At 48.4% G+C, this 24321-nt stretch carries 17 protein-coding genes; 13 read left to right on the top strand and 4 right to left on the bottom strand.

Annotation, left to right across the window (positions count from 1 at the left end; genetic code table 11):
• The first annotated feature begins 178 nt into the window (after positions 1-178).
• The 11 genes from RT717_RS05610 to RT717_RS05560 all read left to right on the top strand — a co-directional run bounded on the left by RT717_RS05610 (position 179) and on the right by RT717_RS05560 (position 14011).
• A complete protein-coding gene (locus RT717_RS05610; protein ID WP_317490755.1) occupies positions 179-2560 on the top strand; it encodes a TonB-dependent receptor in 2382 nt (793 codons plus the stop codon).
• Positions 2561-2564: 4 nt separating this feature from the next.
• Entirely contained in the window at positions 2565-3503 is a 939-nt protein-coding gene (locus RT717_RS05605) for a DUF4249 domain-containing protein (RefSeq protein WP_317490754.1), read from the top strand.
• Between the two features lie 272 nt (positions 3504-3775).
• Positions 3776-4087 (top strand): hypothetical protein, encoded by a 312-nt coding sequence (locus tag RT717_RS05600; protein WP_317490753.1) that lies wholly within the window; start codon positions 3776-3778, stop codon positions 4085-4087.
• A gap of 8 nt (positions 4088-4095) precedes the next feature.
• Positions 4096-4641, top strand: coding sequence for a GNAT family N-acetyltransferase (locus RT717_RS05595; RefSeq protein WP_317490752.1), 546 nt, complete (start codon positions 4096-4098; stop codon positions 4639-4641).
• Between the two features lie 132 nt (positions 4642-4773).
• The gene (locus RT717_RS05590; protein ID WP_317490751.1) at positions 4774-7722 is read left to right on the top strand and encodes a CHAT domain-containing protein; all 2949 of its coding nucleotides are present in this window, start codon (positions 4774-4776) and stop codon (positions 7720-7722) included.
• Positions 7723-7851: 129 nt separating this feature from the next.
• Positions 7852-8616 (top strand): hypothetical protein, encoded by a 765-nt coding sequence (locus RT717_RS05585; RefSeq protein ID WP_317490750.1) that lies wholly within the window; start codon positions 7852-7854, stop codon positions 8614-8616.
• Positions 8617-8740: 124 nt separating this feature from the next.
• A complete protein-coding gene (locus RT717_RS05580; RefSeq protein WP_317490749.1) occupies positions 8741-9733 on the top strand; it encodes an NAD-dependent epimerase/dehydratase family protein in 993 nt (330 codons plus the stop codon).
• Complete coding sequence (locus tag RT717_RS05575; protein ID WP_317490748.1) at positions 9730-10587, top strand: MBL fold metallo-hydrolase; 858 nt, start codon at positions 9730-9732, stop codon at positions 10585-10587. Before RT717_RS05580 ends, RT717_RS05575 begins: the two co-directional genes overlap by 4 nt.
• On the top strand, positions 10584-11885 hold the full coding sequence (locus RT717_RS05570; protein ID WP_317490747.1) for a F390 synthetase-related protein: 1302 nt from the start codon (positions 10584-10586) through the stop codon (positions 11883-11885). Before RT717_RS05575 ends, RT717_RS05570 begins: the two co-directional genes overlap by 4 nt.
• A complete protein-coding gene (locus RT717_RS05565; protein WP_317490746.1) occupies positions 11863-12858 on the top strand; it encodes a ketoacyl-ACP synthase III in 996 nt (331 codons plus the stop codon). The genes RT717_RS05570 and RT717_RS05565 overlap by 23 nt, the downstream gene beginning before the upstream one ends.
• Before the next feature lie 10 nt (positions 12859-12868).
• Positions 12869-14011: a sterol desaturase family protein gene (locus RT717_RS05560; RefSeq protein ID WP_317490745.1), complete on the top strand. Its 1143-nt coding sequence runs from the start codon at positions 12869-12871 to the stop codon at positions 14009-14011.
• 20 nt (positions 14012-14031) lie between these two features.
• Here the strand turns inward: RT717_RS05560 and porU2 are convergent, their stop codons facing one another.
• Together porU2 and RT717_RS05550 are read right to left on the bottom strand one after the other, a co-directional pair.
• Positions 14032-19095, bottom strand: coding sequence for a putative type IX secretion system sortase PorU2 (porU2, locus tag RT717_RS05555; protein ID WP_317490744.1), 5064 nt, complete (start codon positions 19093-19095; stop codon positions 14032-14034).
• Entirely contained in the window at positions 19085-20149 is a 1065-nt protein-coding gene (locus RT717_RS05550) for a putative type IX sorting system protein PorV2 (protein WP_317490743.1), read from the bottom strand. The genes porU2 and RT717_RS05550 overlap by 11 nt, the downstream gene beginning before the upstream one ends.
• 446 nt (positions 20150-20595) lie before the next feature.
• Here RT717_RS05550 and RT717_RS05545 point away from each other — a divergent pair, with 446 nt between their 5' ends.
• Positions 20596-20946, top strand: a complete 351-nt coding sequence (locus RT717_RS05545; protein ID WP_317490742.1) for a PadR family transcriptional regulator — start codon at positions 20596-20598, stop codon at positions 20944-20946.
• Complete coding sequence (locus RT717_RS05540) at positions 20943-23426, top strand: PspC domain-containing protein (protein ID WP_317490741.1); 2484 nt, start codon at positions 20943-20945, stop codon at positions 23424-23426. Before RT717_RS05545 ends, RT717_RS05540 begins: the two co-directional genes overlap by 4 nt.
• Positions 23427-23631: 205 nt before the next feature.
• Here the strand turns inward: RT717_RS05540 and RT717_RS05535 are convergent, their stop codons facing one another.
• Together RT717_RS05535 and RT717_RS05530 are read right to left on the bottom strand one after the other, a co-directional pair.
• Positions 23632-23886 (bottom strand): Txe/YoeB family addiction module toxin, encoded by a 255-nt coding sequence (locus tag RT717_RS05535; RefSeq protein ID WP_317490740.1) that lies wholly within the window; start codon positions 23884-23886, stop codon positions 23632-23634.
• On the bottom strand, positions 23883-24137 hold the full coding sequence (locus RT717_RS05530) for a type II toxin-antitoxin system Phd/YefM family antitoxin (RefSeq protein ID WP_317490739.1): 255 nt from the start codon (positions 24135-24137) through the stop codon (positions 23883-23885). Before RT717_RS05530 ends, RT717_RS05535 begins: the two co-directional genes overlap by 4 nt.
• Positions 24138-24321: the final 184 nt, after the last annotated feature.

Raw genomic sequence — 24321 nt, 5'->3', positions numbered from 1 at the left:
TAAGTTTACTACTAAGCAGACTAAACTATTACTTGTAAAATGAATCTATACCCAAGAGCAATACTGACTCGAACTGTTTCTGGTTATTGTTTCACTATTTTTTCAACAACTCCCAACTCCTGCTTTAAACTACCGTAACTGGCTAAGTGAATTTATTCAGATCAATCTCAACAACTCAATGAAAAGAACTTTATTGCTCGGGCTCTGCCTGATTTTTAGTGCACTACACGCATTCGCCCAGGAAAAGGTAACTGTCAACGGCTATGTAAAAGACGCCGCCAACGGAGAAGACCTTTTCGGTGCCAATGTGCTTGTGAAAGAAATTGGTGACGGTGCTGTCACCAACTTTTATGGCTTTTATTCCATTACGCTGCCGCCAGGCACCTACACCCTGGAATACAGGTATGTGGGGTATGAAACACTTGTGAAAACGGTAGATCTAAAAGCTAATGTGAGAATGGACGTGGAGATCCGATCCGAACAGCAGCAACTGCAGGAAGTGGTGGTATCGGCTGAGCGGGAAGACCAAAATGTAACCAGCATCGAGATGAGCGTAGCAAAGCTCGACATGCAAACCATCACCAAAGTGCCGGCATTTGCTGGTGAGGTCGACGTGCTGAAAACGATACAGCTGCTACCGGGCGTAAGTACCGTTGGCGAAGGTGCTTCGGGCTTCAACGTGCGTGGCGGTTCGGTTGGTCAAAACCTGGTGCTGCTCGATGAAGCTCCGGTGTTTAACTCTTCTCACTTACTGGGCTTCTTTTCGGTCTTCAATCCCGATGCTGTCAAAGACATAAAGCTTTACAAAGGCGCCATACCTTCCCGATACGGAGGAAGAATCTCCTCTATCCTTGATATAAGGATGAAAGAGGGGAACAATAAATCTTATGATGTGGCTGGTGGCATTGGCACCATTTTCAGCCGCCTGGCGGTAGAAGGGCCTATTCAAAAAGAAAAGTCGTCGTTCATCATCGCTGGCAGGCGTTCATATGCCGATGTGCTGGCCAAGCCATTCACAGATGTGCTGGACGACGGTGCGCAACTCTATTTCTACGACCTGACGGTGAAAACCAACTTCGATATCAACGAGAAGAACAGGGTATTTGCTTCAGGCTATTTTGGAAGGGATAAGTTCTTGTTCGACGCCCGCCAGGGGTTTGACTGGGGCAATAAAACTGCCACCATCCGCTGGAACCATTTGTTCAACGACAGGCTGTTTTCAAACTTCACTGCATTCTACAGCAACTACGACTACTCTCTGGCCTTTGGTGAAAACGACATCGATAAGTTCGAGTGGACATCAGAAATATCCACTTTCAACTTCAAACCAGAGTTCAGCTACTTCATCAATACCAACAACGAGTTGAGCTTTGGTGGCGATGTAACAGTGTATCAGTTCGATCCGGCCAACGCCCTGGGTGTGAGCAATGGCGAGGTGAGCAATATCAGCCTGGATCGAAAATTTGGAATGGAAAGCGCCGTGTATGCAGGTAACGAACAGAAACTGTCGCCGGCACTCACCGTCAACTATGGCCTTCGCCTCTCGTCGTTTAGCTATATGGGGCCTGGTCAATATTATGAGTACGACTCACCTGAGCCAGGCGTCAGAAAAACCGTGACCTCGATTTCGGAGGCGGATAACCTGGAAACTATTCAAACATATTTTAACCTGGAGCCCAGGGCTTCCTTTTCGCTGTTGGTAGATCCAACAAGCTCTATCAAGGGTAGCTATAACAGAACCGCTCAGTATGTTCACCTCATTTCCAACACTGTAGCCAGCAATCCGCTGGACGTTTGGACACCGAGCACCAACAACATTGAGCCGCAAACAGGCCAGCAGGTATCGCTGGGTTACTTCCGCAACTTCAACGACAATATGATTGAAGCGTCGGTAGAGACCTACTACCGTGCAACCAAAAACCAGATTGACTACATCGACGGTGCCGATTTGTTGATCAATCCCTATCTGGAAGGCGATCTGTTGAGCGGTATAGGAAGGGCCTACGGCGTAGAGCTATACGTTCAGAAAAAGAAAGGGAAATTGAACGGATGGGTAAGCTATACGCTTGGAAGAACCGAGCTAAAAGTAGATGGTATTAACAACAACAACTGGTATGCTACACGCTACGACCAAACCCACAATGTGAAAGTAGCGGCTTTCTATGATGTAACACCAAGACTATCATTTTCAGCCAACTTCAGCTACATCACCGGTACGCCCACCACCTTCCCCACCGACAGGTTTGAGTGGCAGGACTACGTGGTGCCTTACAATTACGGCAATGGCCGAAACAATGTAAGAATCCCAGATTACCACCGCTTCGATCTTGGTGCGACACTCAATGGAAAAACAGTAAAAAGAAACGGGAAACCGAGAAAGGTAACAGATCAATTCGTTCTATCTGTGTACAATGTGTACAACAGAAGAAATCCATTCTCGATCTATTTCACTCAGGGGAGAGACCGGCCGGTTGCAGGCGAACCTCTGCCCACCGAGGCAATTCGTGTTGCTATCATTGGTTCCATTTTTCCTTCTATCACTTACAACTTCAAGTTTTGATATCATGAACTCAATAACAAAATATATAGCATTCCTTCTCATGGCTGGTTCCATCATGGCCTGTGAAGACACTATTTACCCCGAGCTGGCCGACAGTGAGCCAGTAGTTTCGATAGACGCCTTTGTAACAAGTCAGGAAAAGACGCAGGTGATTAAAGTAACCAAAACCCAATACTACTTTGACAAGAACAGGCCTGCGGGGGTTTCTGGCGCACAGGTCAGCATCACCGACGATCAGGGCAAGGTATTCCTGTTTACAGAGTCGAACACCGACGGATGGTACGAGTGGGACCCTGCCCTAAGCGATGATTCATTGGGACTCCCGGGTGTTGAATATTCACTTAGCATTTTAGCCGAAGGCATTGAGTATACCTCGACCTCCATCACGCAGGGCGTACCAAAAATTGATAGCATCACATTTAATTTTGAGCCGGAAAACGAAATCTCTCTTGCTACCTGGTTTGCCGAAGTTTGGGCCAGAGATTTGGAGGGACCAGGTAATGCTTACTGGATCAGGGGATGGAAAAATGGAGAGTACCTCAGCAAACCAGCTGAAATACTGACCGCCTACGACGCCGGATTTAGCCGGGGTTCGGAGGTAGATGGGCTTATCTTTATCACACCTGTAAGATCCGGCACAGGTATCAACCTTAGCAGCGACGAGGATCCCGACACTGGTAAGTTTTTGCCTTCTTATCTGGATGGGGACTCTATTTATGTCGAAATCCATTCCGTGTCTGAGACAACCTTCGATTTTCTTAACCTGATGAAAATTCAGATAGATCGGCCGGGAGGTTTTGGAGAGCTGTTTGCCACACCGATAGACAACGTGCCTACGAATATTATCCCGTCTCAGGAAGGCGTGAAAGTGGTGGGCTGTTTCAACGTATCAACCGTCAGTAGCTTTGGCAAGAAACTGGTGGCAGAAAACGAGACGCCTTAAGCGTCTGTAGTTTCTTTGGGTTCAAAAAGAGCAACTCATTTAAACCTATTCGTTCTCGAAATTCTTCTTTTTTACCCCTGCCCTAAAGGGAGAAAGAAGAATTTCAAAGCTGCTTAGCCTTAGTGCCGACCAGCGTGGAACAGGGGTAATAAAAACAACGTTGAAAGTAAAATTCGGAATTTGTTTTAAACGGGTTTGTCCTGGTGCGTTAGATAAAGTAGCAAAAAGCATGTCTTTTTGCTACTTTAGTTTATTACCTACCCTTCCGTGTTATGACCAGAACAGAAGAGCTTTTTCATCAGATCGCTGAGTCGTTGCCCGACGGCAAGAAGAGCAAGATGTTTGGCGCTATCTGCGTGAAAGCGCCGAATGGCAAGGCCGCCTTTATGGCCTGGAAGGACAATATGGTGTTTAAGCTGGAAGGCGACGCACAGAAGGAAGCTTTAAGCCTCGATGGTTGTGAGGTCTTCAAACCGATGGAAGAACGCCCGCCCATGGGAGGCTGGATTCGGGTGCCGGTCGACTACGAAACGAAGTGGCCAGCCTTTGCCAAACTAGCGCTGGATTATGTAAAGACGCTTTAGAAGCCACGATGAAAAAACTAACGCTCCCTTCAGGCGAAGCGGTATTCATAAGGCCGATACAGCCAACTGATGCTGCTGCCCTCTTTGCCTACTTTAGCAGCTTTTCTGACCTCACCCGCAAAAGGTTTGGCCCCCACCCCTTCGACGAGGCAACCGTCAAAGCCATCTGCGAAAATCTCGACGATGATCCCTGCATCAGACTGGCAGCTTTTGCTGACGGCAAGTGTGTGGCTTACTGCCTGCTCCTTCCGGGCATCTTACCTGACGACGACATTCGGCTGAAGAGCTACGGCATAGCCACGGATCAATTTACGTACGCTACCTATGCGCCTTCGGTAGACGAAAACTACCATGGCACCGGCCTCGCAAATGCCATGTTCACCGAGCTTGAATATGATGCGAAGAAAGCAGGTGCCACCCACATCATTCTTTGGGGCGGCGTGCAACACGGCAACCCAAGGGCCAGAAGGTTCTATGAGAAAAATGGTTTTATCAAGGTGGGCAGCTTTGATCTGAACGGCGGTGATGATGATATGGTGAAGCCTTTGAGTTAGTTAGCGGCCATTGTGCATCAACAACACCGACTTCATCATTATTAATCCTCTCTAAAAATCGCCATATTTGAAACCGGAATATAACTATTCCGTTCCATCAATCATTTTGACTTTGAATCCATCATTGATCTTATGAAAACCTTCGCTTCTAAATCCATTTTTTCGCTAGTTATCATTCTTTTTACTGCTCTGCTCCCATTTGAGGCCAGTGCTCAGCTGATGGACAAGCTGAAGAAAAACCTAACAGAGTCACTCACATCCTCTCCGAGAGACAAGCAAACCACCAAAGACACCACTTTCTACAACCTGGCCATTTCGCAAGGCTCTAAAGTGTCCTTTTTTGACAATAGAGAAGACAATCAAAATGCCTTTTTGGTGGGGGCAAAAAATTACACCGACAACTCCGGCAACAATGTGGTGAAGCTGACAAGAGCGGAAAAAGTATTCGATTCCAACCGGTCGGGCAGTATTGCCCTAAGCATTAGCAAGTGGAGTGCAAGAATGAATTTTCTTGGTGGCTTGAACTACCTGCTCGACGAAAACTACGGAGGCAGCCTGGCCACCAGCTACCTGAGTGATCAAATTCTCAGTGCCTACAACGACAACAATCTTTTTGAAGTAGTTGAGGTTATCACTGCCAACAAATCGCTGAATCTGCTGGAAAAATACGGCCTGGCCAAGACCATGATGAACCTAGCCATCCTGCATCATTCGCAGGGGCAGTTCACCATTGCCAAAAGCTACTATGAACAAACGGAAACCCTGATCAAAGAGCAAATCAGCCCCAATAGCCAGGCCATGGCTTCGGTGCTGAACAACCTCGCCGTGCTTTACAAAGACCTTGGGCAGTACACCGAAGCCGAGAAAGCCATGGCCGAATGCCTGAGGCTGATGGCCAAAAACAAATTTGACGACCAAATGGAGTATGCTGTGGCTTTGAATAATGAAGCCATTCTCCGTTTCGAGCTGGGTAGAAACGACCAGGCAGTAAGCAGCCTCAACAAAAGCATTGAACTGGCCGCTAAGCACATCAACGAAAAAGGCACCGACTTCACCAAGCTGAAAATCAACCTGGCTGTTATTTACCAAAACCAGAAGAAGTACACCGAAGCCGAAACCATTTACAAAGAGCTATTGGAACTGAAGGAGAAACGCTTTGGCAAGAGCAGCCCCGACTATGCAGAGATTCAAAACCAGCTAGCGGGGCTATACATGGAACTGGGCAGGACCGATGAGGTTGAAGGCTTGCTGACCAGCGCCGTGGAGATTTACAAAAAGAAGCTGAAAGAAGATCACCCAGCCTATGCCGCCACGCTGCGCAACCTGGGTAAATACTACTATTTCACCGATCAGTACGACAAGGCTGTTGCCACGTTCGGTGATGTGATTGGTATCTACGAAAGAAACTTTGGTAACAATCACCCCGAGTACCTGGGCACGCTGGAAAACATGGCCATCACTCGCTGGAAGAAGGGCGAAACGGACAAAGCCGACTCCACTTTTGGAGCGCTACTCACCAAGCATATGAACCTGCTTGAAAAGTATTTCGGTGCTATGAGCGAGAACGAAAAAGGCAAGTATTGGGACAAGGTGCGGCCCTCCTTCCTGGCCTTCTACAATTTCGCAGCAGAAAACAGCAGCAAAAAGCCGGAGCTGGCCACCCGGATGTACGAAGCTCATTTATCGACAAAGGGGATTTTGCTGAGCAGCTCTGTGAAGCTTCGTCAAAACATCCTCAACAGCGGCAACCAGCCCCTCATTGACACCTACCTCAACTGGACAAACCTGAAGGAGTCGCTGGCCAGCTACTACTCGCTGTCGAAAGATGAACTGAAAGAGCAGAAGGTCAACCTGGATTCCCTCGAGTCGTCGGCCAATGGCCTGGAGCGAAAGCTTAACCAAATGAGCGCCGACTTCGCCGATGCCAACAAGCTGCCGTCGGTCAAACTTGCCGATGTGGCTGCCAAACTCAAACCGGGAGAAATGGCGGTGGAAATTATTACCTTCCCGGCATTTCATAAGTCGTTTACCGACAACAATAAATACACCTTTGCCTTCGTGAAAAATGGCGCTACTTCACCCGAACTAGTCACGATAAGCAACGGCAAAGACCTTGAGACCAGGTACGCCAAAGCCTACCGCAACATGGTGACCAACAAGCTGGAGGATGCCATCACCTACGAGCAATTTTGGAAGCCTATTGCAGGCAAGGTTGCAGGCAGCAAAAAATTGTATATGTCACTCGACGGCGTGTACAACCAGATTAACGTGATCACCCTCAAGGCCACCGACGGCAGCTATGTGAAAGACAAACATGACATAGTGCTGCTGAGTAGTACGAGACAGTTGGCCCAAAATGCCAGCGCCAAGAGTGGTTCGAAAAACACTGTACTGGTCGGGTTCCCCAACTACGGATCGAAAAGCACTCTCTCCCCTCTGCCGGGAACCCAAAAGGAGGTGCAGGCCATCAGCGCATTGGCTAAAACTTCGGGCACCACTGCCGACGTGTACATGCAGGATCAGGCCACCGAAGCGCTATTGAAAGACAAGGTCAAAAACCCACGTATTCTTCATATCGCCACCCATGGTTTCTTCCTTCAGGACGTGGCCGGCACTGAGGGTGACAAGGTGCTGGGCGTGGAGATCAGCAAGGCCAAAGAGAATCCGCTATTGCGCTCCGGGCTCTTTCTGGCTGGTGTGGAAGGAACCACGGGCAGTGTCGAAAACAAAGAGATCAATACAGCTGACAACGGCATCCTTACTGCCTACGAAGTGCTGAACCTCAACCTTGAACAAACCGACATGGTCATCCTCAGTGCGTGCGAAACAGGTCTTGGTGAAATCAAAGGCGGCGAAGGTGTGTATGGCCTACAAAGAGCATTTCAGGTTGCCGGAGCCGGGTCAATCATCATGAGCTTGTGGAAAGTAAACGACGAAGCCACCCAGGAGCTGATGGTCAACTTCTACAAAGAGTTTTTGAAGTCGGGTGACAAGCAGGTGGCGTTTGCCAAAGCTCAAAATGCCCTGAGAACCAAATATGCCGAGCCCTACTATTGGGGTGCCTTTGTCATGATGAACTAAATCTTACTATCAACTTATCGAAGCAAAGGCTCTACACAGATGGAGCCTTTGCCTTTTTTTGTCTGCCAAACATCCACGCTTTCCAACTAAATGGCCGCAAAAGGTTTCTTACCACAAACCCCCTGAACTATGAAAGCTGTTGTCTTAAGTCTAATGGTGGTCGTCTTTTCATTGACAGTATTCTCCTGCCAAAACGAGCCGGTTACACCCTCATCGGGATTTGCCACTAGTTGGGAAGTCAATGCCAATGCCTTTATTGCTGCCACCTCGCAAACGACTGGCGACCCATTCGTTATCAAAAAAGCTGTACTGAATGACTCACTACTGAAAGTAACCGTACAATATGCTGGCGGTTGCAAAAAACATGATTTCAAACTAGTGTGGGACGGAACCATTGACTCCTCAACCATCCCCGCCGTCGCAAACTTTGCATTGATCCACGATGGCAACAACGACATGTGTGAAGCCCTTCCTACCGAAGAACTAACGTTTGATCTTGTTGACATAATGAAAGGGAGCCGGCCTATCGAAGGCTTTCAGGCCTGGGTAGTCAACGCATCTAACAAAGAAGAAGTACTCACCATTTCGGAATCGGAGGAATGCGGCTGGGCGGTAGAGGCCACCTCCGTGGTTTGCGGCACAGGCATATGGGGCAACCTTTGGCTGCAAACCTTAAGAACGGAGCAAGCAGGTGGTGTCCGTCCGTTTTTGCTTCAACCTGTGTCGGTGGCAGAGGGCGTGGTTGTGCCAGAAAACGCCAAAGAGGGAACAAAGTATTACATAGGGGCCAGGATAATCGACGACTATGAGCCAGGCGTTGACGGCGCTGTGTGTCTGGCCTACCCGGGCGATCATTATAGCATCGAAATCACTTGTATTCAACCGTACGAATAATATTAACTAAGTCTCATGATTTGTAAGAGCATTGTGCCGTTGGTTCAATGCTCTTTCCCTTTTGCAACCATTCGTATGAGCGGAAGATTGACTAATTTTAGAGCATTCAACCCCATGGCCTATCATGAATGTACTTGTAACAGGCGCCACCGGATTCCTTGGTTCCAGAATAGCCGAGGCGCTGACATTGGATGACAAGATAAGCCGAATAGTTGCTGCCGGAAGAAAGCTCGACCCGCTTCATACAGTTGAAAGCCAAAAGCTAAATTACCAGCTGGGCGACCTGGTGGACAGCGGCTATGTAAAGGGGCTGTTCGAACAACCCATTGATGTCGTCGTCAACTGTGCCAGCCTGTCTTCACCCTGGGGCAGCTACGACGCTTTCTACCAGGCCAATATCGTATCCCAGGCTAATCTGATTGCTGCCAGTAAAAAAGCTGGTGTGCAGCGCTACGTATATATCTCCACACCGGCCATTTACTTCAACTTCAAAGACAGGTACAATGTAAAAGAAAGTGATCCGCTGCCGCACAAAGCGTCAAACAATTATGCCACTACCAAACTGCAAGCTGAGCAATTGCTTGATAAATCGGAGCTGAGCTATATCACCATACGGCCCCGGGCACTGATTGGCAGAGGCGACACCGTGATTTTCCCCAGGCTCATCCGGTCTTACCACGAAGGACGGCTGAAGGTGGTTGGTTCAGGTGATAACCTGGTAGACCTAACAGCTGTTTCTAATGTGGTTCGCTCGGTCAACCTTGCCATGCACGCCCCCGACGAAGCCTGCGGAGAAGCCTACAATATCTGCAATGGTGAGCCCGTGAAGCTATGGGAAGCCATCAACTATGTTTTGAGCAAATTTGATTTGCCTCCACCCAAGGGAACAGTACCGTATGCAGTGGCTTCCTTTGCTGCTACCATAATGGAATGGAAATCGCTTTTGTCCCAGTCAAAGAAGGAGCCTGTGCTCACCCGGCAATCGGTGGGCATCCTTGCCAGATCGATGACACTTGACATCACTAAAGCCAGGGAACGGCTGGGTTATGAGCCAGGTCAAACCACCTGGGAGGCCATTGACGAATTTGCCGCCTGGTATAAAGCAGCCTACCAATGACCAACATGCAAACCCAGACAGCCACATTAGTAAGCTTTGAGTTGAAGTCTGCTGGCTACTGCAAAGCCAGCTGGCACCATGCGCAAAAGGGCGCACCCAAAAAAACCATCCGGTTTTACGCCACCTATGCAGTCATCAAACATCCAAAGCATGGTGTAATCCTCTTCGACACCGGTTATGCAAAACGGTTTTTCTCAAGCACAAGCTCTTATCCGTACAAGTTGTACCGGGCATTCACACCCGTTTTTATAAAACCCGAAGAAGAGGCCGCAGCACAATTAAAGGCGGACGGAATACCGCCGGAAGACGTCCGCTACATCATTGTATCGCATTTCCATGCCGACCACATCGGGGGGCTCAAAGACTTCCCGAATGCCCGATTCATCTGCGACCGGGCAGCTTACGACGACATCAAAGGAAAAAGCGGACTGAGTGCATTAAAAAAAGGATTCCTCCCCGCACAGATCCCTGAGGGCTTTGAAGAGAGAACCGACTTTCTTGATATTGAAAAAGGAGTATCAAAAGACGAGCATCTGGGGCCACTGCATGATCTGTTTAACGATGGCACCATTCACTTGACCAGACTGGATGGCCACGCAAAAGGCCAGCTGGGTGCACTGCTCGCAACGGAAAAAGGGCAGGTCTTTCTCATCTCCGATGCAGCCTGGCTGAAACCAGCTTATACCGACCTGAAGCTACCCCACCCCATCGTACGTCTGTTCTTTGACTCATGGGCTGAGTACAGGGCCAGCCTGAATCGGGTGCACAACTTCCATAAGGCTCATCCGGAAACACTGATCATTCCCTGCCACTGCCTGGAAACACTGACAGCACTAAACGGTCCGCAGTCATGATCGGCTTCAAACTTCAAATCTTGTGGCATTTCCTTTTGTTCCGCTGGCAAAGAAGAAAGCGCTACAACCAGCAGTCGCTTCACCAGCTCCGAGCCACAAAAGAAAACCGGTGGAGAAAAAATCTCCAAAAATCATCCTTCTACAAAGCGCTTTCAGGTCAGCCGCTCAGCCAGTTTCCCATCATGGACAAAAGCTCGTTCATGACTCATTTCGACGATATCAACACAGTGGGTATTGCAAAAGAAGAAGCATTTAAGGTGGGGCTAGCCAGCGAAAAATCAAGAGATTTCTCCCCAACCATCCGGGGCATAACTATCGGGCTTTCTTCCGGCACAAGTGGAAACAGAGGTATATTCCTCGCCAGTCAAAAGGAGAGGGCTATATGGGTCGCCGCAGTTTTAGACAGGGTCATTGGGTTTTCGTTGCGAAAAAGAAAAGTGGCCTTTTTTCTCAGGGCCAACAGCACGCTTTATGAGTCGGTGAACTCTTCCCTTCTCCAGTTTCAATTCTATGATATAAAAAGCGATATGGCCCAGCACTGCCAGACGGTGGCAGCCACCAGGCCTCACATTTTGGTCGGTCAGCCATCGGTGCTCATGCGCATCGCCCGATATTTTGAAGAAAAGCAGATAGCTGCTCGCTTCGAAAAAGTCATTTCAGTGGCGGAAGTACTGGAAGGTGACCAGAAAGCCTACCTGGAAAAGGTCTTTAAAATAATGATAGAGCAAGCCTACCAATGTACGGAGGGATTTTTGGCCCACACCTGCAAGGCAGGTTTTCTGCATTTCAACGAAGACTGGCTACTGATTGAGAAGAAGTACCTGGACGAAGAGAAGAAAAGATTTCACCCTATCATCACCGACTTTCTGAGAACGACCCAGCCGATTATTCGTTACGAGCTCAACGACATCATTCATGCAGGTGAGCCATGCAGCTGTGGGCTAAAAACGATGCAAATCGCTAAAATAGAAGGCAGATCGGACGATGTTTTTGAGTTTGTCGACGATGGCAAAACAATCACAATCTACCCCGATTTTATCCGCCAGGCTGTGGCTTTCAGCAGTGATGTGATAGACAATTACGTGGTGACCAGGCGAAGTGAGAAAAAAATTGGCCTGTTTATTGAAGTAAGCGAAGGAGATTTTTTAAACGCTTACGGAAAAGCTGAAAGTGCACTTCAGTCTTTATTTGAAATTTTTGGTATTCCCGGCATTACGATCATTCGGGAAGAAGAGCAACTCCTCCAGAGGGGAGTCAAATTCAAAAGAATAAGGAATGAAAGTCGTCAGACCATTTAAGATTGTCGGTGCGGGTTATTGCCTGCCGTCGAAGTGTGTCTATTCGCAGGAAATGGAAAAAGAGCTTGGGCTCCCTATCGGATGGATTTACAAATATTCAGGTGTCAAAAAACGCCACATCGCCACCACTGAAAGCAATAGCTGGCTTGGTGCAGAGGCATTGAAAAAGGCCATGCGAAGTGCTCGTCTCCAACCGGAAGACCTTGGTTGCCTCATCGCTGCCTCAGCCACTTTTGACTACCCGCTGCCCAACAAAGCCAGCATGATCAAGCACGAGCTGGGCTGGCACAATACTGACTTAGGCTGTATCGACATCGACACCACCTGCCTCAGTTTTGTAACAGCACTGGACTATGCCTCCCGCCTGCTCAACAACAGTGACTGCCGGCACATTGCCATTGTGAGTGCAGAAATAGCTTCAAAGGGCCTCAACCCCGAGCACAAGGAAACGTTCAGCCTTTTTGGAGATGCTGCCGCTGCCATCATCGTATCTTTTGATGATAATGGAGAAAGTGGCCTCGTAAAACATAGTCTGGTCACCTATTCTGAAGGAGCCGAACACACCATCATCAGAGGTGGTGGAAACAAGTTTTTCTTCAAAGACCATCCTTATGATGCAACACTTCATTCTTTTAGCATGGAGGGAAAAAAGCTCCTGAAACTGGCCATGCAAAAAGTGCCCGAGTTTACGGAAAAGCTGTTTTGCCAAACTGGCTCATCAATCGGAGAGGTGGATCTGATCATTCCTCACCAGGCCAGCAAATCAGGCCTGCTGCTGCTTAACAGTCTTCTTGACGGCAAAACGGACAAAGTGGTCAACAACCTGGCGAGCTATGGCAACTGCATCGCTGCTTCCATTCCCCTGGCTCTGACAGAAGCTATCGAATCAGGGCGGCTTAAAAGGGGCGATAGTTGCTTGCTGATTGGTACTGCAGCGGGATTTTCTGTAGGTGGATTGTTGTTTAAATTCTAAGTCTTAAAACATGAATCTGGTATACGGCACTGGTCTTCTTTTTCTTCTGGTTCTGATGGAGCTTGTCGCCATCAGGTACTTTCTGCAGGAAAAAATTCCCTGGAAAGAAATCGTCATGAACCTCAACTCAGGACACATCCTGTTGTGGATCTTCCGGGGGTTAGAGGTATTAGCGTTTCATTGGTTGCTTATGCATTTCAGTTTTAGCTGGGTGGCTCAGTGGCCTGTTGCCATGCAGTGGATTTTTGCCTTTGTCGCCTGGGATTTTTGCTTTTACTGGTTGCACAGGCTTCACCATGCCATCAGTTTCCTGTGGGCCGTGCACGTGGTCCATCATGAGGGAGAGCATTTCAGCCTATCCCTGGGTATTAGAAACTCCTGGTATTCTTCGCTTACCTCCTTCCCATTTTTTGCTGGCTTGGCCATTTTGGGACTTCCTCTGGAGATATTCATCGTAGTTTCTTCAGTCCACTACTTTATTCAGTTTTACAACCATAACAGGATTGTGAAAAAGAGCGGCTGGCTGGAGCATATCATGATCACTCCCTCCCACCACAGAGTTCACCACGGCAAAAACCCCGAGTACATCAATAAAAACTGTGGCGGTACCTTCGTGATATGGGATAAACTATTCGGTACATTCCAGGCGGAACGTGATGACATTGATATTGAATTTGGCACCAGCGACCCGGTTCCATCGGAAAACCCATTCTGGGCCAACAACATACCTTTTTTAAAGTGGCTTCATCTTCCACTGCCACAGTTTAGAAAGAATGAGACCGAAAAAAGCTTCTTTAGCGATACCTTCGTTGGCTTTGGCGGGCTACTGCTGTTCTGTCTGTTGCTTTTTTATATCTACAAGGAACCATCGTGGACGGGCACTCCCAAGCTGATCCTATTCAGTATTATTTTCCTGAGCACAATCGCCAACGGCGGTCTTGCTGAAAATAAAGTATGGGGTGCCGCATTGTGGATCACGTGCACGCTCATTTTCTCAAGTGTTTTTGCCATTGTTTTTAATGACGAGCCGATACTGATAGTTATCGTGGCGGCGATCGCTTTGCATGGACTGGAGACAATTCGAAGACTTGTGCTGCGAACCCCTAAGGGTCTTAGACAGCAGAAAGAGCCAACGGGTACAGTGGCTTACTGAAGCGTTCCATTTTTTTTCTATTACCTCAGAATATACAGCTTCCCAAAGCCATGCTTAAAGGCCTTGTCGGCGGACGTCGCCCTGTGCTCCAGTGGTTGGCCATTCATGCGAAGCAGCACCCTGTAGAGGTAAACGCCATTGGCTAGCTGGTCGCCGTACTCGTCGGTTCCGTTCCAGGCAAACTGCGTAATGTTATTACCAATGCGAATCGGACCAATTTCGTCCTGGGTGATCTCCCTGACAACCCTGCCCGACACCGACATGATTTGTATTTTCAGCTGATCGGGTATTTCTGACCCTGTGAGGGTAAACACAAATTTGGTGCTTGTGCTGAATGGATTGGGATAGGGATAGAAGTTTGTTACCGTCGACTCGTTGATGACCTCAAAGCTGATTTCGTAGGGAGCTGTTCCGGCCTGGTTTCCGCTCACATCGGTCGCTATCACACGCATCGCATAAATGCCGTCTTCCAACGGCCCGGGTCTGAACTCAATATTGAACTCCTTCTTTTCGGTGTTGGCTGACCATGTCATTTTGCCTCCGGAAAAAGGCACCCTTACATAGTCGCACTCCTCGCAGGGAGATTTGACGTACACCTCTATGCCAATCGTGTCTTGCTTTTGCAGGTACTCATAGTCATCGTAGAGTCTCATTTTCACCAGCGGGTTAGGGGAAACGATGTCGCCATTGAGGATGTAAGTACCATCGAAGGTGACGTCGAGCAGCGGATTGACATTGTCCGCATTTACGTCCAAATAATCTTTGAAAGTCAGCTGATTGTTGGTCGAAATGAGCTCCCTTTCTGTCGACTCAATGATTGTACGCAGGCTTTCCCGTCCATCTACTCCCAGGGTTGTTAACGGCACATTGAACTGCACCGAGTCTCCCGCAAGCAAGGCAGGCAATTTCATTTCGAACTCCTGGATAGTGCTCGTTTCACTTGACACCAATTGGTATCTTACCGTTAGCGAATCGGCATAATCAACCGGAGAAGGATTAAAGTATGAAAAAGGCACCACGAGTTCTTCCCCCTCATTGGCGGTTCTGGTTAGCTTGTTCCTGGCAGTCAGGTCGCTGGTCAATAAAATGCCTTCCGGCAACTGATTGAACGTGACTATCCATTTTTTTAGTTGCGCAGGCACCAGATTGGCTTCGTCGCTCGTATGGTAGTCTATTTGCAGATAAGGGTAGAAATTGGCATCTACAGATGTCAGGTCTATCGTTGATACATTTTCATCGGCAAACAGCAAATCTTTAACACCATCGTTCCGGAGCCCATAAATGTCCAGCCTGAAATTCCCGGCAGTTTGTCCGGCGCCAAGCTTTACTTCCTGATAAAGCGATCCCCACGACTTGGCCGGGCCTATCCTGCCCGACAGCACACTACCACTAAAGAACTTGCCTTCCACTACGTCATTGAGCACAAGCTGTTGCTCATCGGCCGGGCTACCACTTCCATCTGAAAGCAACTCCACAGCAGTTCCTTCTGCCTGGCCTTTCCTTCCATAGAAAATTACCGGTTGCCCATTCACAAGGCTATTCAATGTGGCTGTTTGTATACCGAAAGCTTTTAGTTGTTCTTTTACTTCGGCATCCCATCTGTCGTACTGCACAGTGCCTATATTGAAAAAGACAACGAAGTCGCCGTTAGACACGGCATTCAGCAGTTGAGAAAGCCGCCTGGTGCCTCCGTTGGAACCTGCCGGGTCATACATCTCTGCGTCGGTGAAGTTATGAATGCGCTTCGGATACACTCCACAGGTGAGTCGATTATCAAATTTTTGCCAATCAGAAAAAGGAGCGTACGGCACGGTCGATTGCTTATCAAACACGACCACGTTAAGCGTATTATCTCTACACACATTAAAGTTGGTAACCTCAAGGAAGAGCTCCGACCCACCCGCATTTACGCTGTACTCACGTGCTACAGCACCAGAGTTATTGGGGCCAAAAGTTTTGATACTGATATCCAGGTTGTTTTCCGGGAAAGACCAATCAAAGCCTGACTCCGACAATGACATCCCTTTGATTTCGGCGTCGGCGAACTGATTGGCCGACACCATCGCATATCCCCGGGGGCTGTCGTTGATCATGGTAAACTGGCTCAAAACCCAGGAAGTGTCCTCTTCAGGTTCGGGGTTCAGAAAGCGACTCCGCCAGTAAATCACGGTAGAATCGGCGATTGAAAATGTAGACGCCAAATCCACATTTTGAACGGTAATCACCCGCATATCGCCACTGATCCTGTGCTTCATTGGGCCGTTGAAATCCGGCGACGTGTCAATTTCAAGTTCGAAACCTCGTGAGGGTGAAAACAAGTCACTTGCCTGAATTACAAAATCGACATTCGATCCGGCAATGCCCCGCTTCATCGGAAAAATGGGAATAGTCGTTCCTTTGGCAAGAAAGAGGTCAATGCTGGCTGTATTGTTCCCTTCATTCAGCTCATCTATTTCGTCGTCTGGGTCGAGAATCACCTCAAAGGTATTGTTACCCAAACCGGCAAGGTCGGGGTTCGAGATTCCGAAGTACATGGTGTCCTCCCGAAGCACATACGGAGAGACAAGCGAATCCAGGCTCACACTGCCGTCTTCCAGCCTTCGCCTCACGTAAATCTTCAAATCAGATTCAGTGGCGATGCCAAAATTCTTCACAACAAACTTGAGAGCAAATGTGTCTTTGGCTACCTGCAGCGGGTTTCCCTCAGTGTCGATCACCTCCAGCGCATCGGCGCTGATCTCGTAGTCAGGCTTACCTGCCCCAAATATCTTGATAGCAGGATCACCCTGAAGTAGCATCTCCTGCACCTGAGTAATGTTCCGCTCAGAGGAGCCATATCGCTCAAGATATCTCCTTGATGCCTCATTTTTGATATTCCCCAGGGTCTCCTTCACAAACAAGGTATCACCAAAGGCAGTTTCATAAAACACCCCTGAAAAGTTTCGCAGGTCGTTGGAAAAACCTTTGTAAGTATGGGCCATAAAACCAATAGCCCCAAGGTTCGGCGTCAGTGTCCAGTCTTCACCAAAGGTGAACGAGGTCTCGAAAATATTACCGGCATCGCACCCGTTAACCAAAATCACGGGATACCTGCCTTTGTTGTTGTACCCAAAGCCTGGATTAGACACGTTACCAATATCGATGTCTGTGGAAAAGCTCGCCGAGTGGCCAAAAAATGTGATCATTGATACACCGTTGTTCACCTCCTCGGCAATGTTGATAAGCTCCACCGCATTGCTAGTGGATTTGCTGCTAGTCACCACATTGGCTCCCAGGTACTTGCCTTCTGCAATGAACTTAAATCCGTTGACATAAGATCGAAATGTAGCCAGCTCTCCCTGAGTAGCTCCTCCACTCAAATGAATGAAGTTCTTTTTCCACAACTGATCGAAGGGCTGATTTTCCATCTCCATCACCTTGTTCAGGTAGGCTTGCACGTCGTCCGGGTTCCTTGCGTTCAGTCTTCCTATTGCAATTGGCGATTCATAAGTACTGCCAGCCAGTCCGGCCAGCATGGCAATGTCGCTTCCAGGCACGCCGTTAGTGGGTATGAAGTGAACAAGTGTGGTGGTAGCCGGGTCTTGTCTGTAGTAATTTCGGTGCACACCCGTTCCTTTTCCTATAAGGAAGAAGTATTCTGGCTCACCATTGGCCAGCAGGTAACCCGCCAGTCTGCGAATGGCCCATGGAGATATTTCACCATAGTTAAAGCCGTCAAATAACTGCTCCATTTCTACAATAAGCACCTGATGGTTTCCACCCTGCGCACTCTCACGAAAAGCTTTGTAGGCTGCCACCGGATCTGCAGTTCCTGTAGTAGTGGCCTTTCTAAGCTCCGGGTGAGTGACTATGATGTAATCAAAAGCCGTTGGATCGATAGCCGGCATGGTTGCCTGCTTGATACTTACCGGGGTATAAGGAGTAGTAGTGGCGATCAACTTCCGCTGAACAGCGGTGCCATTCACTACTGCTGCGAAATCACTGGTTCCTGTGATGACACCAATTTTGTTCACGTTATCCGGCTGTGTCACATCAAAAAGACTACTGGCTCCAGCCGGATTGGTCACTCTAATGAAAGACTTATTTCCCGTGTTCTCTCTTAGCGTCAATGTCTTCTGCGACTGACCAGCCATGTCCGTGCTGGCGGCGTAATTAACCTTTACATAAGACACCGCTGCCCGGTCGGCAGCGCTTCCAATACCAACCACATTCACCCGCACAAACAACTCTCCGGTAGATGAAATATCTGACCATAAAATGGTTTCGGAGACAGTATAGGGATCATGCTCTGAAAACTCGGCCGTGTGTAAAAGCCGCAAACTTGACGAAGATGGGCCCACATATACCTCTACATTGTGATCCAGGTTATTTCTCCCGACCAGGAGCACTTCTAACGTAGGGTCGGGCCCGGAAGTAACCCGATTGGTCAATCCAGCCAAAGTGATCATTTGATTGGCTCCTTTGGCAATGTCACTGCCTGTCCAACCTTCGCCATGATCGTACTGACTAAGAATGATGTCGCCGCCCTGGTAGGTCTTCCCTTGCGAGTAATTATTGACCTGAAGCTTGAGTACTTCCCGGAGATAGTAAGGCTCAGCAGGTAAGTTACCTACATTGTTCTCTGCTACAGGTGCCAACATCCGCTTGCCGGACGTAGCCGTTAGCGGCCAGGTGAGAAAATAGGTTGCTGAATCAGAAAACAGGTTATACAAAGTGTGAGGCTGGGCCTCCTCAGAAACATACAGTTCCGTATCGGTCTTACCATCCGCTGGCTGCCCGTAAAACTCAATATAGTCGCTGGCATCAAGTCGGCCATCTTCCTGCCCTGGCAGATAAATAGCCTGCTCTACCCCTCTGTGAAAAAGCTGCAACCGTCTGGCGTCGATGGAGGCCAGCGGCACACCGCTTTCCAGCAGTTGCTGCTGCGTCAGGCGAAACATTCCCTCTCTGGCGACTTTAATTTTATAGTACGACTGCCCGGGTCTGATCCATTCATTGCCCCATGGCTGAGACTTTGCCATAGCTGCTACAAACAACAACCCGGCTAATAAGGCACTTCTGTATGTCCACAGTCTATTTCGCATTCCATCCATATCTTAATGAAAAGATGTGACTATAAGGCGACTGCGCCCTATTTCCTATGTCTGTTAAAGCATAGTCTATCTGCACTCCCTGAAGGTTAAGTCCGATACCAAACGACGGCAGATAAGTCCACGATTTGCTGCCATCAAAATCTTTGACCTGCTGTAGCTGACTCACACCTCCCCGTAAAAAGGCCTTTTGCGCATAGCTCACTTCAAAGCCTGCTTTCGGATCTATACTGGCCAATTTACTTTTGATCACAGTGTTTCTTTGTCCGTCAAACGTCAAATCAACGTCGGCGCCAACAAGTCCTGCCCATTTTCCTTTGTTTACCACTGCGTTGGCAAGCCCCACCGATAGGCGGGGTAGCGTAATTTCAAGGCTGCTCTCCGGGATCACGTTGCCCGTTTGGGTGTACACGTCAACAACCAATGAAGAATTGTGCGTCCAGGCATTGAACGTTCCGGTAGCATCTCTGAGTACCGCCCCCATCTTCCAGTTGGCCCTGTTGTACTGTAGTGCCGCATCGAGACCAAAGCCCCAGGCATTCGCAAAATCGCCCACTGTCCGGTGGATCACCTTCAGGTTGCCGCCCAGCGAAAGACCTCCCATTTTCTTAGCAAGCGAAAACATGAATGCGTAGTCGGCCGCAGAAAAGAAACGGATATTATCGTAGTTGATAGCGCCGCTGGCGTCGTAAAGGAACCTGGTGTCGGGAATATTGTCAACCCCAAAACGGATCACAGAAACACCCATGAAGGTATTGCTATCGATGGGAGTAGCAAATCCCGCAAAATCGTAATTGGCTATGCCAGCAAAGTAGGCCGCATGCATCAGTCCCACCTGGTATTGTTCGGTAAGCTGAGTGAGTGCAGCGGGGTTCCAATAACCCGCCGTAACATCGTTGGCCAGACCAACTTGCATATTGCCCATTCCCAATGCCCTGGCACCCACGCCTATAGCCAGAAACTCGTTGCTATATTTTGGTGCATTTCCCTGTCCAAATAGCAGGCCGGAGAAGGACAAACAGACGGCAAGAATTAATGTAATCCGCATTCAGTGACTAATTCAACCTAAAATTAATGATATAACATTCTCCACACCAACATACCCGCTCACTTGTTGGAATACTTCGACAAATAGACGGCAAAAGTAGATGAAGATGCCGGCCTTTGCTGGAAGCTGGCGAAAAATGATTCACCGGTGCACCGCCACTTATCGGAATGCGGCTTTAACGCAGCTACCAACCTTCATTCATCGGCGCTTGCGCTTGTCGGCCCGGTTGTACCAAGGGATTAGGAACTGTTTACCAAACAGCACGACAGTGGCAATCGACACCCAAATGCTTAAAAAGTGCCATAATATTGTACTTTTTGAAGCGTAAAATATAATTATTTAATGATTATAGTCTATTCACTAATATTTCTTAGCCAGTACTTGGCCATGCAAGGTACTTTTCCGTATATAGTGCTAAGGTCAAAAACTTTTAAACAAAATGAGAGATGAACATTGAGAATACACAGGTGCAGATGCGGAAGGGAATTCTCGAGTTTTGCATCCTCCATATCATATCACGTGGCGAGGTGTATGCCTCCGACATGTTGCAGGAGCTTACCTCTGCAAAGATCATGGTGGTGGAAGGAACACTCTACCCCCTCCTTACCCGGCTGCGAAAGGCCGGCCTCGTTGACTACAAATGGGTTGAATCAAATTCAGGGCCACCCAGAAAATACTATACCCTGACTGATGAAGGAACAACTTTTTTAAATGGGCTCCAGGATACCTGGGACGAACTTGTGGGCTCCACCAGTAAAATTATGACAACGAAAAAGCAAAACGGGCAAAAGAAATGAATAAGAATATAAGCATCAATATTAGCGGCATTATCTTCCACATAGAGGAAGATGGCTATGAAAGGCTAAAGGGCTACCTCGAATCCATTACCACCTATTTTTCGACTTTCGAAGACAGCAAAGAAATTATCGCCGATATCGAAAGCAGAATTGCTGAGATTTTTCTCGAGAAACTGGACAAAGAAAACAAGCAGGTAGTGGCTATCGAAGATGTCAATATGCTGATTTCTACGATGGGTACCATTGCCGACTTCGAGGCGATTGAAGACAAAGAAGACAAAGCAGCGCCTGCAGCCGACACCGGCAGCGGAGAAAGTACGGACACAGCGGAAGAAAAGACTGAACAAAAAGAGAAGACCGGTTCAAAAAGACTTTATCGTGACATCAACAGAAAAGTCGTTGGTGGGGTGTGCAGTGGTCTTGCCCACTATTTCAGCATCGACCCCATGTGGGTGCGTTTGCTCTTTCTGCTTATGTTCTTCAACTTCTTTCTACCAGGGTTAAGTGGCGCAATTTTGCTCGCCTACATAATCCTTTGGATTGTGGTGCCGGGCAACAAGGCCCTTGAAGACGACAAGAAGATCAAGAAAATGTTCCGCAGCCAGGAAGACCGGGTGCTGGGTGGTGTGGCCAGTGGTGTCGCCGCCTATTTCGGAGTGGACGTAACAGTGATCAGGCTCCTCTTCGTACTATCTATCTTCCTCGGAGGCACCGGATTCTTTGTTTACATCATCTTGTGGATCATCACGCCCCTGGCGAAGACCATCACCGAGAAAATGCAGATGCAGGGAGAGCCTGTTACGCTTTCCAATATTGAAACAAACATCAAGTCGAACCTCAACATAAAAGAAGACGAAGAAAGCCCTATCGTGAAAGTGTTGTTGTTTCCATTCCGATTGATTGCGTTGATCATCAATGGTATCGCCAAATTTATCGGCCCTGCTGCCAATGTATTCGTTGAGATCCTCCGGGTATTTATTGGCCTGCTGTTTAGCATCTTAGGATTATCGATGATGACAGCCATTGCTATTACTTGTGCCATGTTCTTTGGGCTTACCATTGGCTGGTGGGACTGGGTATCGGTTGATGGCGTACCAGTAGAGCTTTTCCAACAGACACTCCCAGGCTGGGCTGTCTTTGGGCTCTTCCTGTCAGCTTTTATACCAGCATTGGCTATCACCCTGGGTGGTATCAGCATCATGGCCAAAAGATGGGTGGCCGGCTCCTTCTTGGGATGGTCACTGTTCGGCTTGTGGATCATCAGCCTTGTGCTCGTGAGCTACACAGTGCCACGCATTATCATGGACTTCCGCACAGATGCTATCCATACAGAAACCAAAACGTACGACATGGCCGGTAAAACAGCGGTATTGACTTTATCAGACAGCGACCGCCGGGAGTGGGACGAGTGGAACGGCCAGTATGAAGCTGTAGAACTCCAGCTAAGAGGTCATAAAGATTCCGTGTATAAAGTAATAATGGATTTTGAAGCCAGAGGAAGAGACCGCTCGACAGCACTTGAAAATGCGCAGATGGTTACTTATGAGCTCAATGTGCAAGATTCCATCTTTAACTTCCCAAGAGAGTTGAAGTTCAGGAACGATGCCCGCTTCAGGGTACAGAACCTCGACATTACGCTGTATATTCCCTATAACCAGCCCTTCAAAATGGACGAAAGCCTGGCCAGGATCCTGAGAAACACTATTTACAGAAACGGCTACTCTACCCGACAGATGGAAGGTAACACGTGGGTGTTTACCGACGCAGGTTTGAAGTGCACCACGTGCGAAGAGGATGACGACTACTACTCGTACAACTCAGGTTCAGGAAAAAGTTCTTTCGATGCCGATCCTCTGACGTACGACTTCAAAGGATATGATGAGATAGAAGCTGGCGGCATCTTCAAATTCTACATCAAGCAGGGCGACTACAAAAACATCGAAATCACCGGCGACGACGAATGGCTGGAAAGAGTGAAAGTGAGCCAATCGGGGGGCGTATTGAAGTTCGACATCCGTGGCAGCGACTGGGACTGGCGTGACAACTGGGAGTCCAGCGACAAAATCTACGTCTACATCAGCACACCTGATCTGGAGAGTATTGAGTTATCCGGCGCTTCGGAAGCCTATATCGATGGTTTCCAGGCCAACAGGATGGCGCTCAATCTATCGGGGTTTGCCCAGGTGGACATGGACATCGACGCCTCCAAGCTCGACATAGAAATGGACGGCGGCAGTAAGCTGACCCTGCGGGGCAATGTGAACGAGCTGAAAGCTGACGTGGAGGGCGCTGCCTCACTCGACGCCTTTGGCAGTGAGGCCAGGTATGTCGAGGTCAACGCACAGGGAGCTGCCCGTGCCAAGGTAAATGCCATGGTCGACCTGAAAGCCGAAGCATCCGGTGCCAGCACCATTGTGTACCAGGGTGAGGCAAGCTCCGATATCAGAAGATCAGGAGCGGGGAGCGTGAGGAAGGAATAGGAAGGTAATCGGTGAGAAGTAATCAGTAAAGCAGTCGAATCCTACTGATTACCACTCACTGATAACCAATAACTAAAAATTTTCATTTGCCCAATTTTCAAGTCCGAAAAGCCGGACGCCGGAAGGTGTTCGGTTTTTTTTATGCAATGGTGCAAGCACCCGTAACGCAAGCATCCGCTTGTGTTTATCTTTAAAATAGTCTCAGCTAATAATGCTTTCTACACTGAAGAATATAAAGTGAGTCTCCCTCAGCTTTATACACCAGCCTATGCTCATGATCCATCCTTCTCGACCACCAGCCTGACAAATTACTTCGTAGTGGCTCGGGCTTCCCGCTGCCTTCAAATGGGGTTCGTTGGCATTGTTTGATTAACTCATTGATCCTTCTAAGCATCTTTTTATCAGTCTGTTGCCAGTGGAGATAATCTTCCCATCCCGGAGAGAGGAAAACGATTTTCATTCGTCAATCAGCTCTCGCTCTACCCCTTTTCCCTCTTTGTATTCCTCTATTCCACGGGCAAGTCTTTCAGCATTTTTGGAGCTACTCAGCAGGTACATGGTCTCCTGCATGCTCTCATAGTCGGCTTTCGACATCACAACCACATCCTCACCATTTGCTCGGGAAACAAACAAAGGCGAATGAGAAGACAGCACCTTATCGAGAAAGGACTTCATGTTCTGACGAAAATTTGAATAGGTGGTTATTTCCATGACTCAAAGTTAATCAACTGTCATTAGTTGTACAATATATTGTACGAACTCGTTCGCAAGAAGGTTGTGGCCGAAAAGCCGGAGTCACCAGGTGCCGTGTTTATTCCCCGGCCGGGCAGTCACAAGGCCTTCAGGAATAGAAAACGTATTAGGCTCACCTTCTCTTCCATCTTTTCACAGAAGG

Origin of the sequence: Imperialibacter roseus, assembly GCF_032999765.1 — a bacterium.
In the GTDB taxonomy this organism is placed as follows: domain Bacteria; phylum Bacteroidota; class Bacteroidia; order Cytophagales; family Cyclobacteriaceae; genus Imperialibacter; species Imperialibacter roseus.
This window is presented reverse-complemented; position numbering and strand designations above follow the sequence as displayed.

What these genes read in the sequence shown, in the direction of transcription:
- RT717_RS05610 (WP_317490755.1), top strand. Translation starts at nt 179, where the DNA reads ATGAAAAGAACTTTATTGCTCGGGCTCTGCCTGATTTTTAGTGCACTA.
- RT717_RS05605 (WP_317490754.1), top strand. Translation starts at nt 2,565, where the DNA reads ATGAACTCAATAACAAAATATATAGCATTCCTTCTCATGGCTGGTTCC.
- RT717_RS05600 (WP_317490753.1), top strand. Translation starts at nt 3,776, where the DNA reads ATGACCAGAACAGAAGAGCTTTTTCATCAGATCGCTGAGTCGTTGCCC.
- RT717_RS05595 (WP_317490752.1), top strand. Translation starts at nt 4,096, where the DNA reads ATGAAAAAACTAACGCTCCCTTCAGGCGAAGCGGTATTCATAAGGCCG.
- RT717_RS05590 (WP_317490751.1), top strand. Translation starts at nt 4,774, where the DNA reads ATGAAAACCTTCGCTTCTAAATCCATTTTTTCGCTAGTTATCATTCTT.
- RT717_RS05585 (WP_317490750.1), top strand. Translation starts at nt 7,852, where the DNA reads ATGAAAGCTGTTGTCTTAAGTCTAATGGTGGTCGTCTTTTCATTGACA.
- RT717_RS05580 (WP_317490749.1), top strand. Translation starts at nt 8,741, where the DNA reads ATGAATGTACTTGTAACAGGCGCCACCGGATTCCTTGGTTCCAGAATA.
- RT717_RS05575 (WP_317490748.1), top strand. Translation starts at nt 9,730, where the DNA reads ATGACCAACATGCAAACCCAGACAGCCACATTAGTAAGCTTTGAGTTG.
- RT717_RS05570 (WP_317490747.1), top strand. Translation starts at nt 10,584, where the DNA reads ATGATCGGCTTCAAACTTCAAATCTTGTGGCATTTCCTTTTGTTCCGC.
- RT717_RS05565 (WP_317490746.1), top strand. Translation starts at nt 11,863, where the DNA reads ATGAAAGTCGTCAGACCATTTAAGATTGTCGGTGCGGGTTATTGCCTG.
- RT717_RS05560 (WP_317490745.1), top strand. Translation starts at nt 12,869, where the DNA reads ATGAATCTGGTATACGGCACTGGTCTTCTTTTTCTTCTGGTTCTGATG.
- porU2 (WP_317490744.1), bottom strand. Translation starts at nt 19,095, where the DNA reads ATGCGAAATAGACTGTGGACATACAGAAGTGCCTTATTAGCCGGGTTG.
- RT717_RS05550 (WP_317490743.1), bottom strand. Translation starts at nt 20,149, where the DNA reads ATGCGGATTACATTAATTCTTGCCGTCTGTTTGTCCTTCTCCGGCCTG.
- RT717_RS05545 (WP_317490742.1), top strand. Translation starts at nt 20,596, where the DNA reads ATGAACATTGAGAATACACAGGTGCAGATGCGGAAGGGAATTCTCGAG.
- RT717_RS05540 (WP_317490741.1), top strand. Translation starts at nt 20,943, where the DNA reads ATGAATAAGAATATAAGCATCAATATTAGCGGCATTATCTTCCACATA.
- RT717_RS05535 (WP_317490740.1), bottom strand. Translation starts at nt 23,886, where the DNA reads ATGAAAATCGTTTTCCTCTCTCCGGGATGGGAAGATTATCTCCACTGG.
- RT717_RS05530 (WP_317490739.1), bottom strand. Translation starts at nt 24,137, where the DNA reads ATGGAAATAACCACCTATTCAAATTTTCGTCAGAACATGAAGTCCTTT.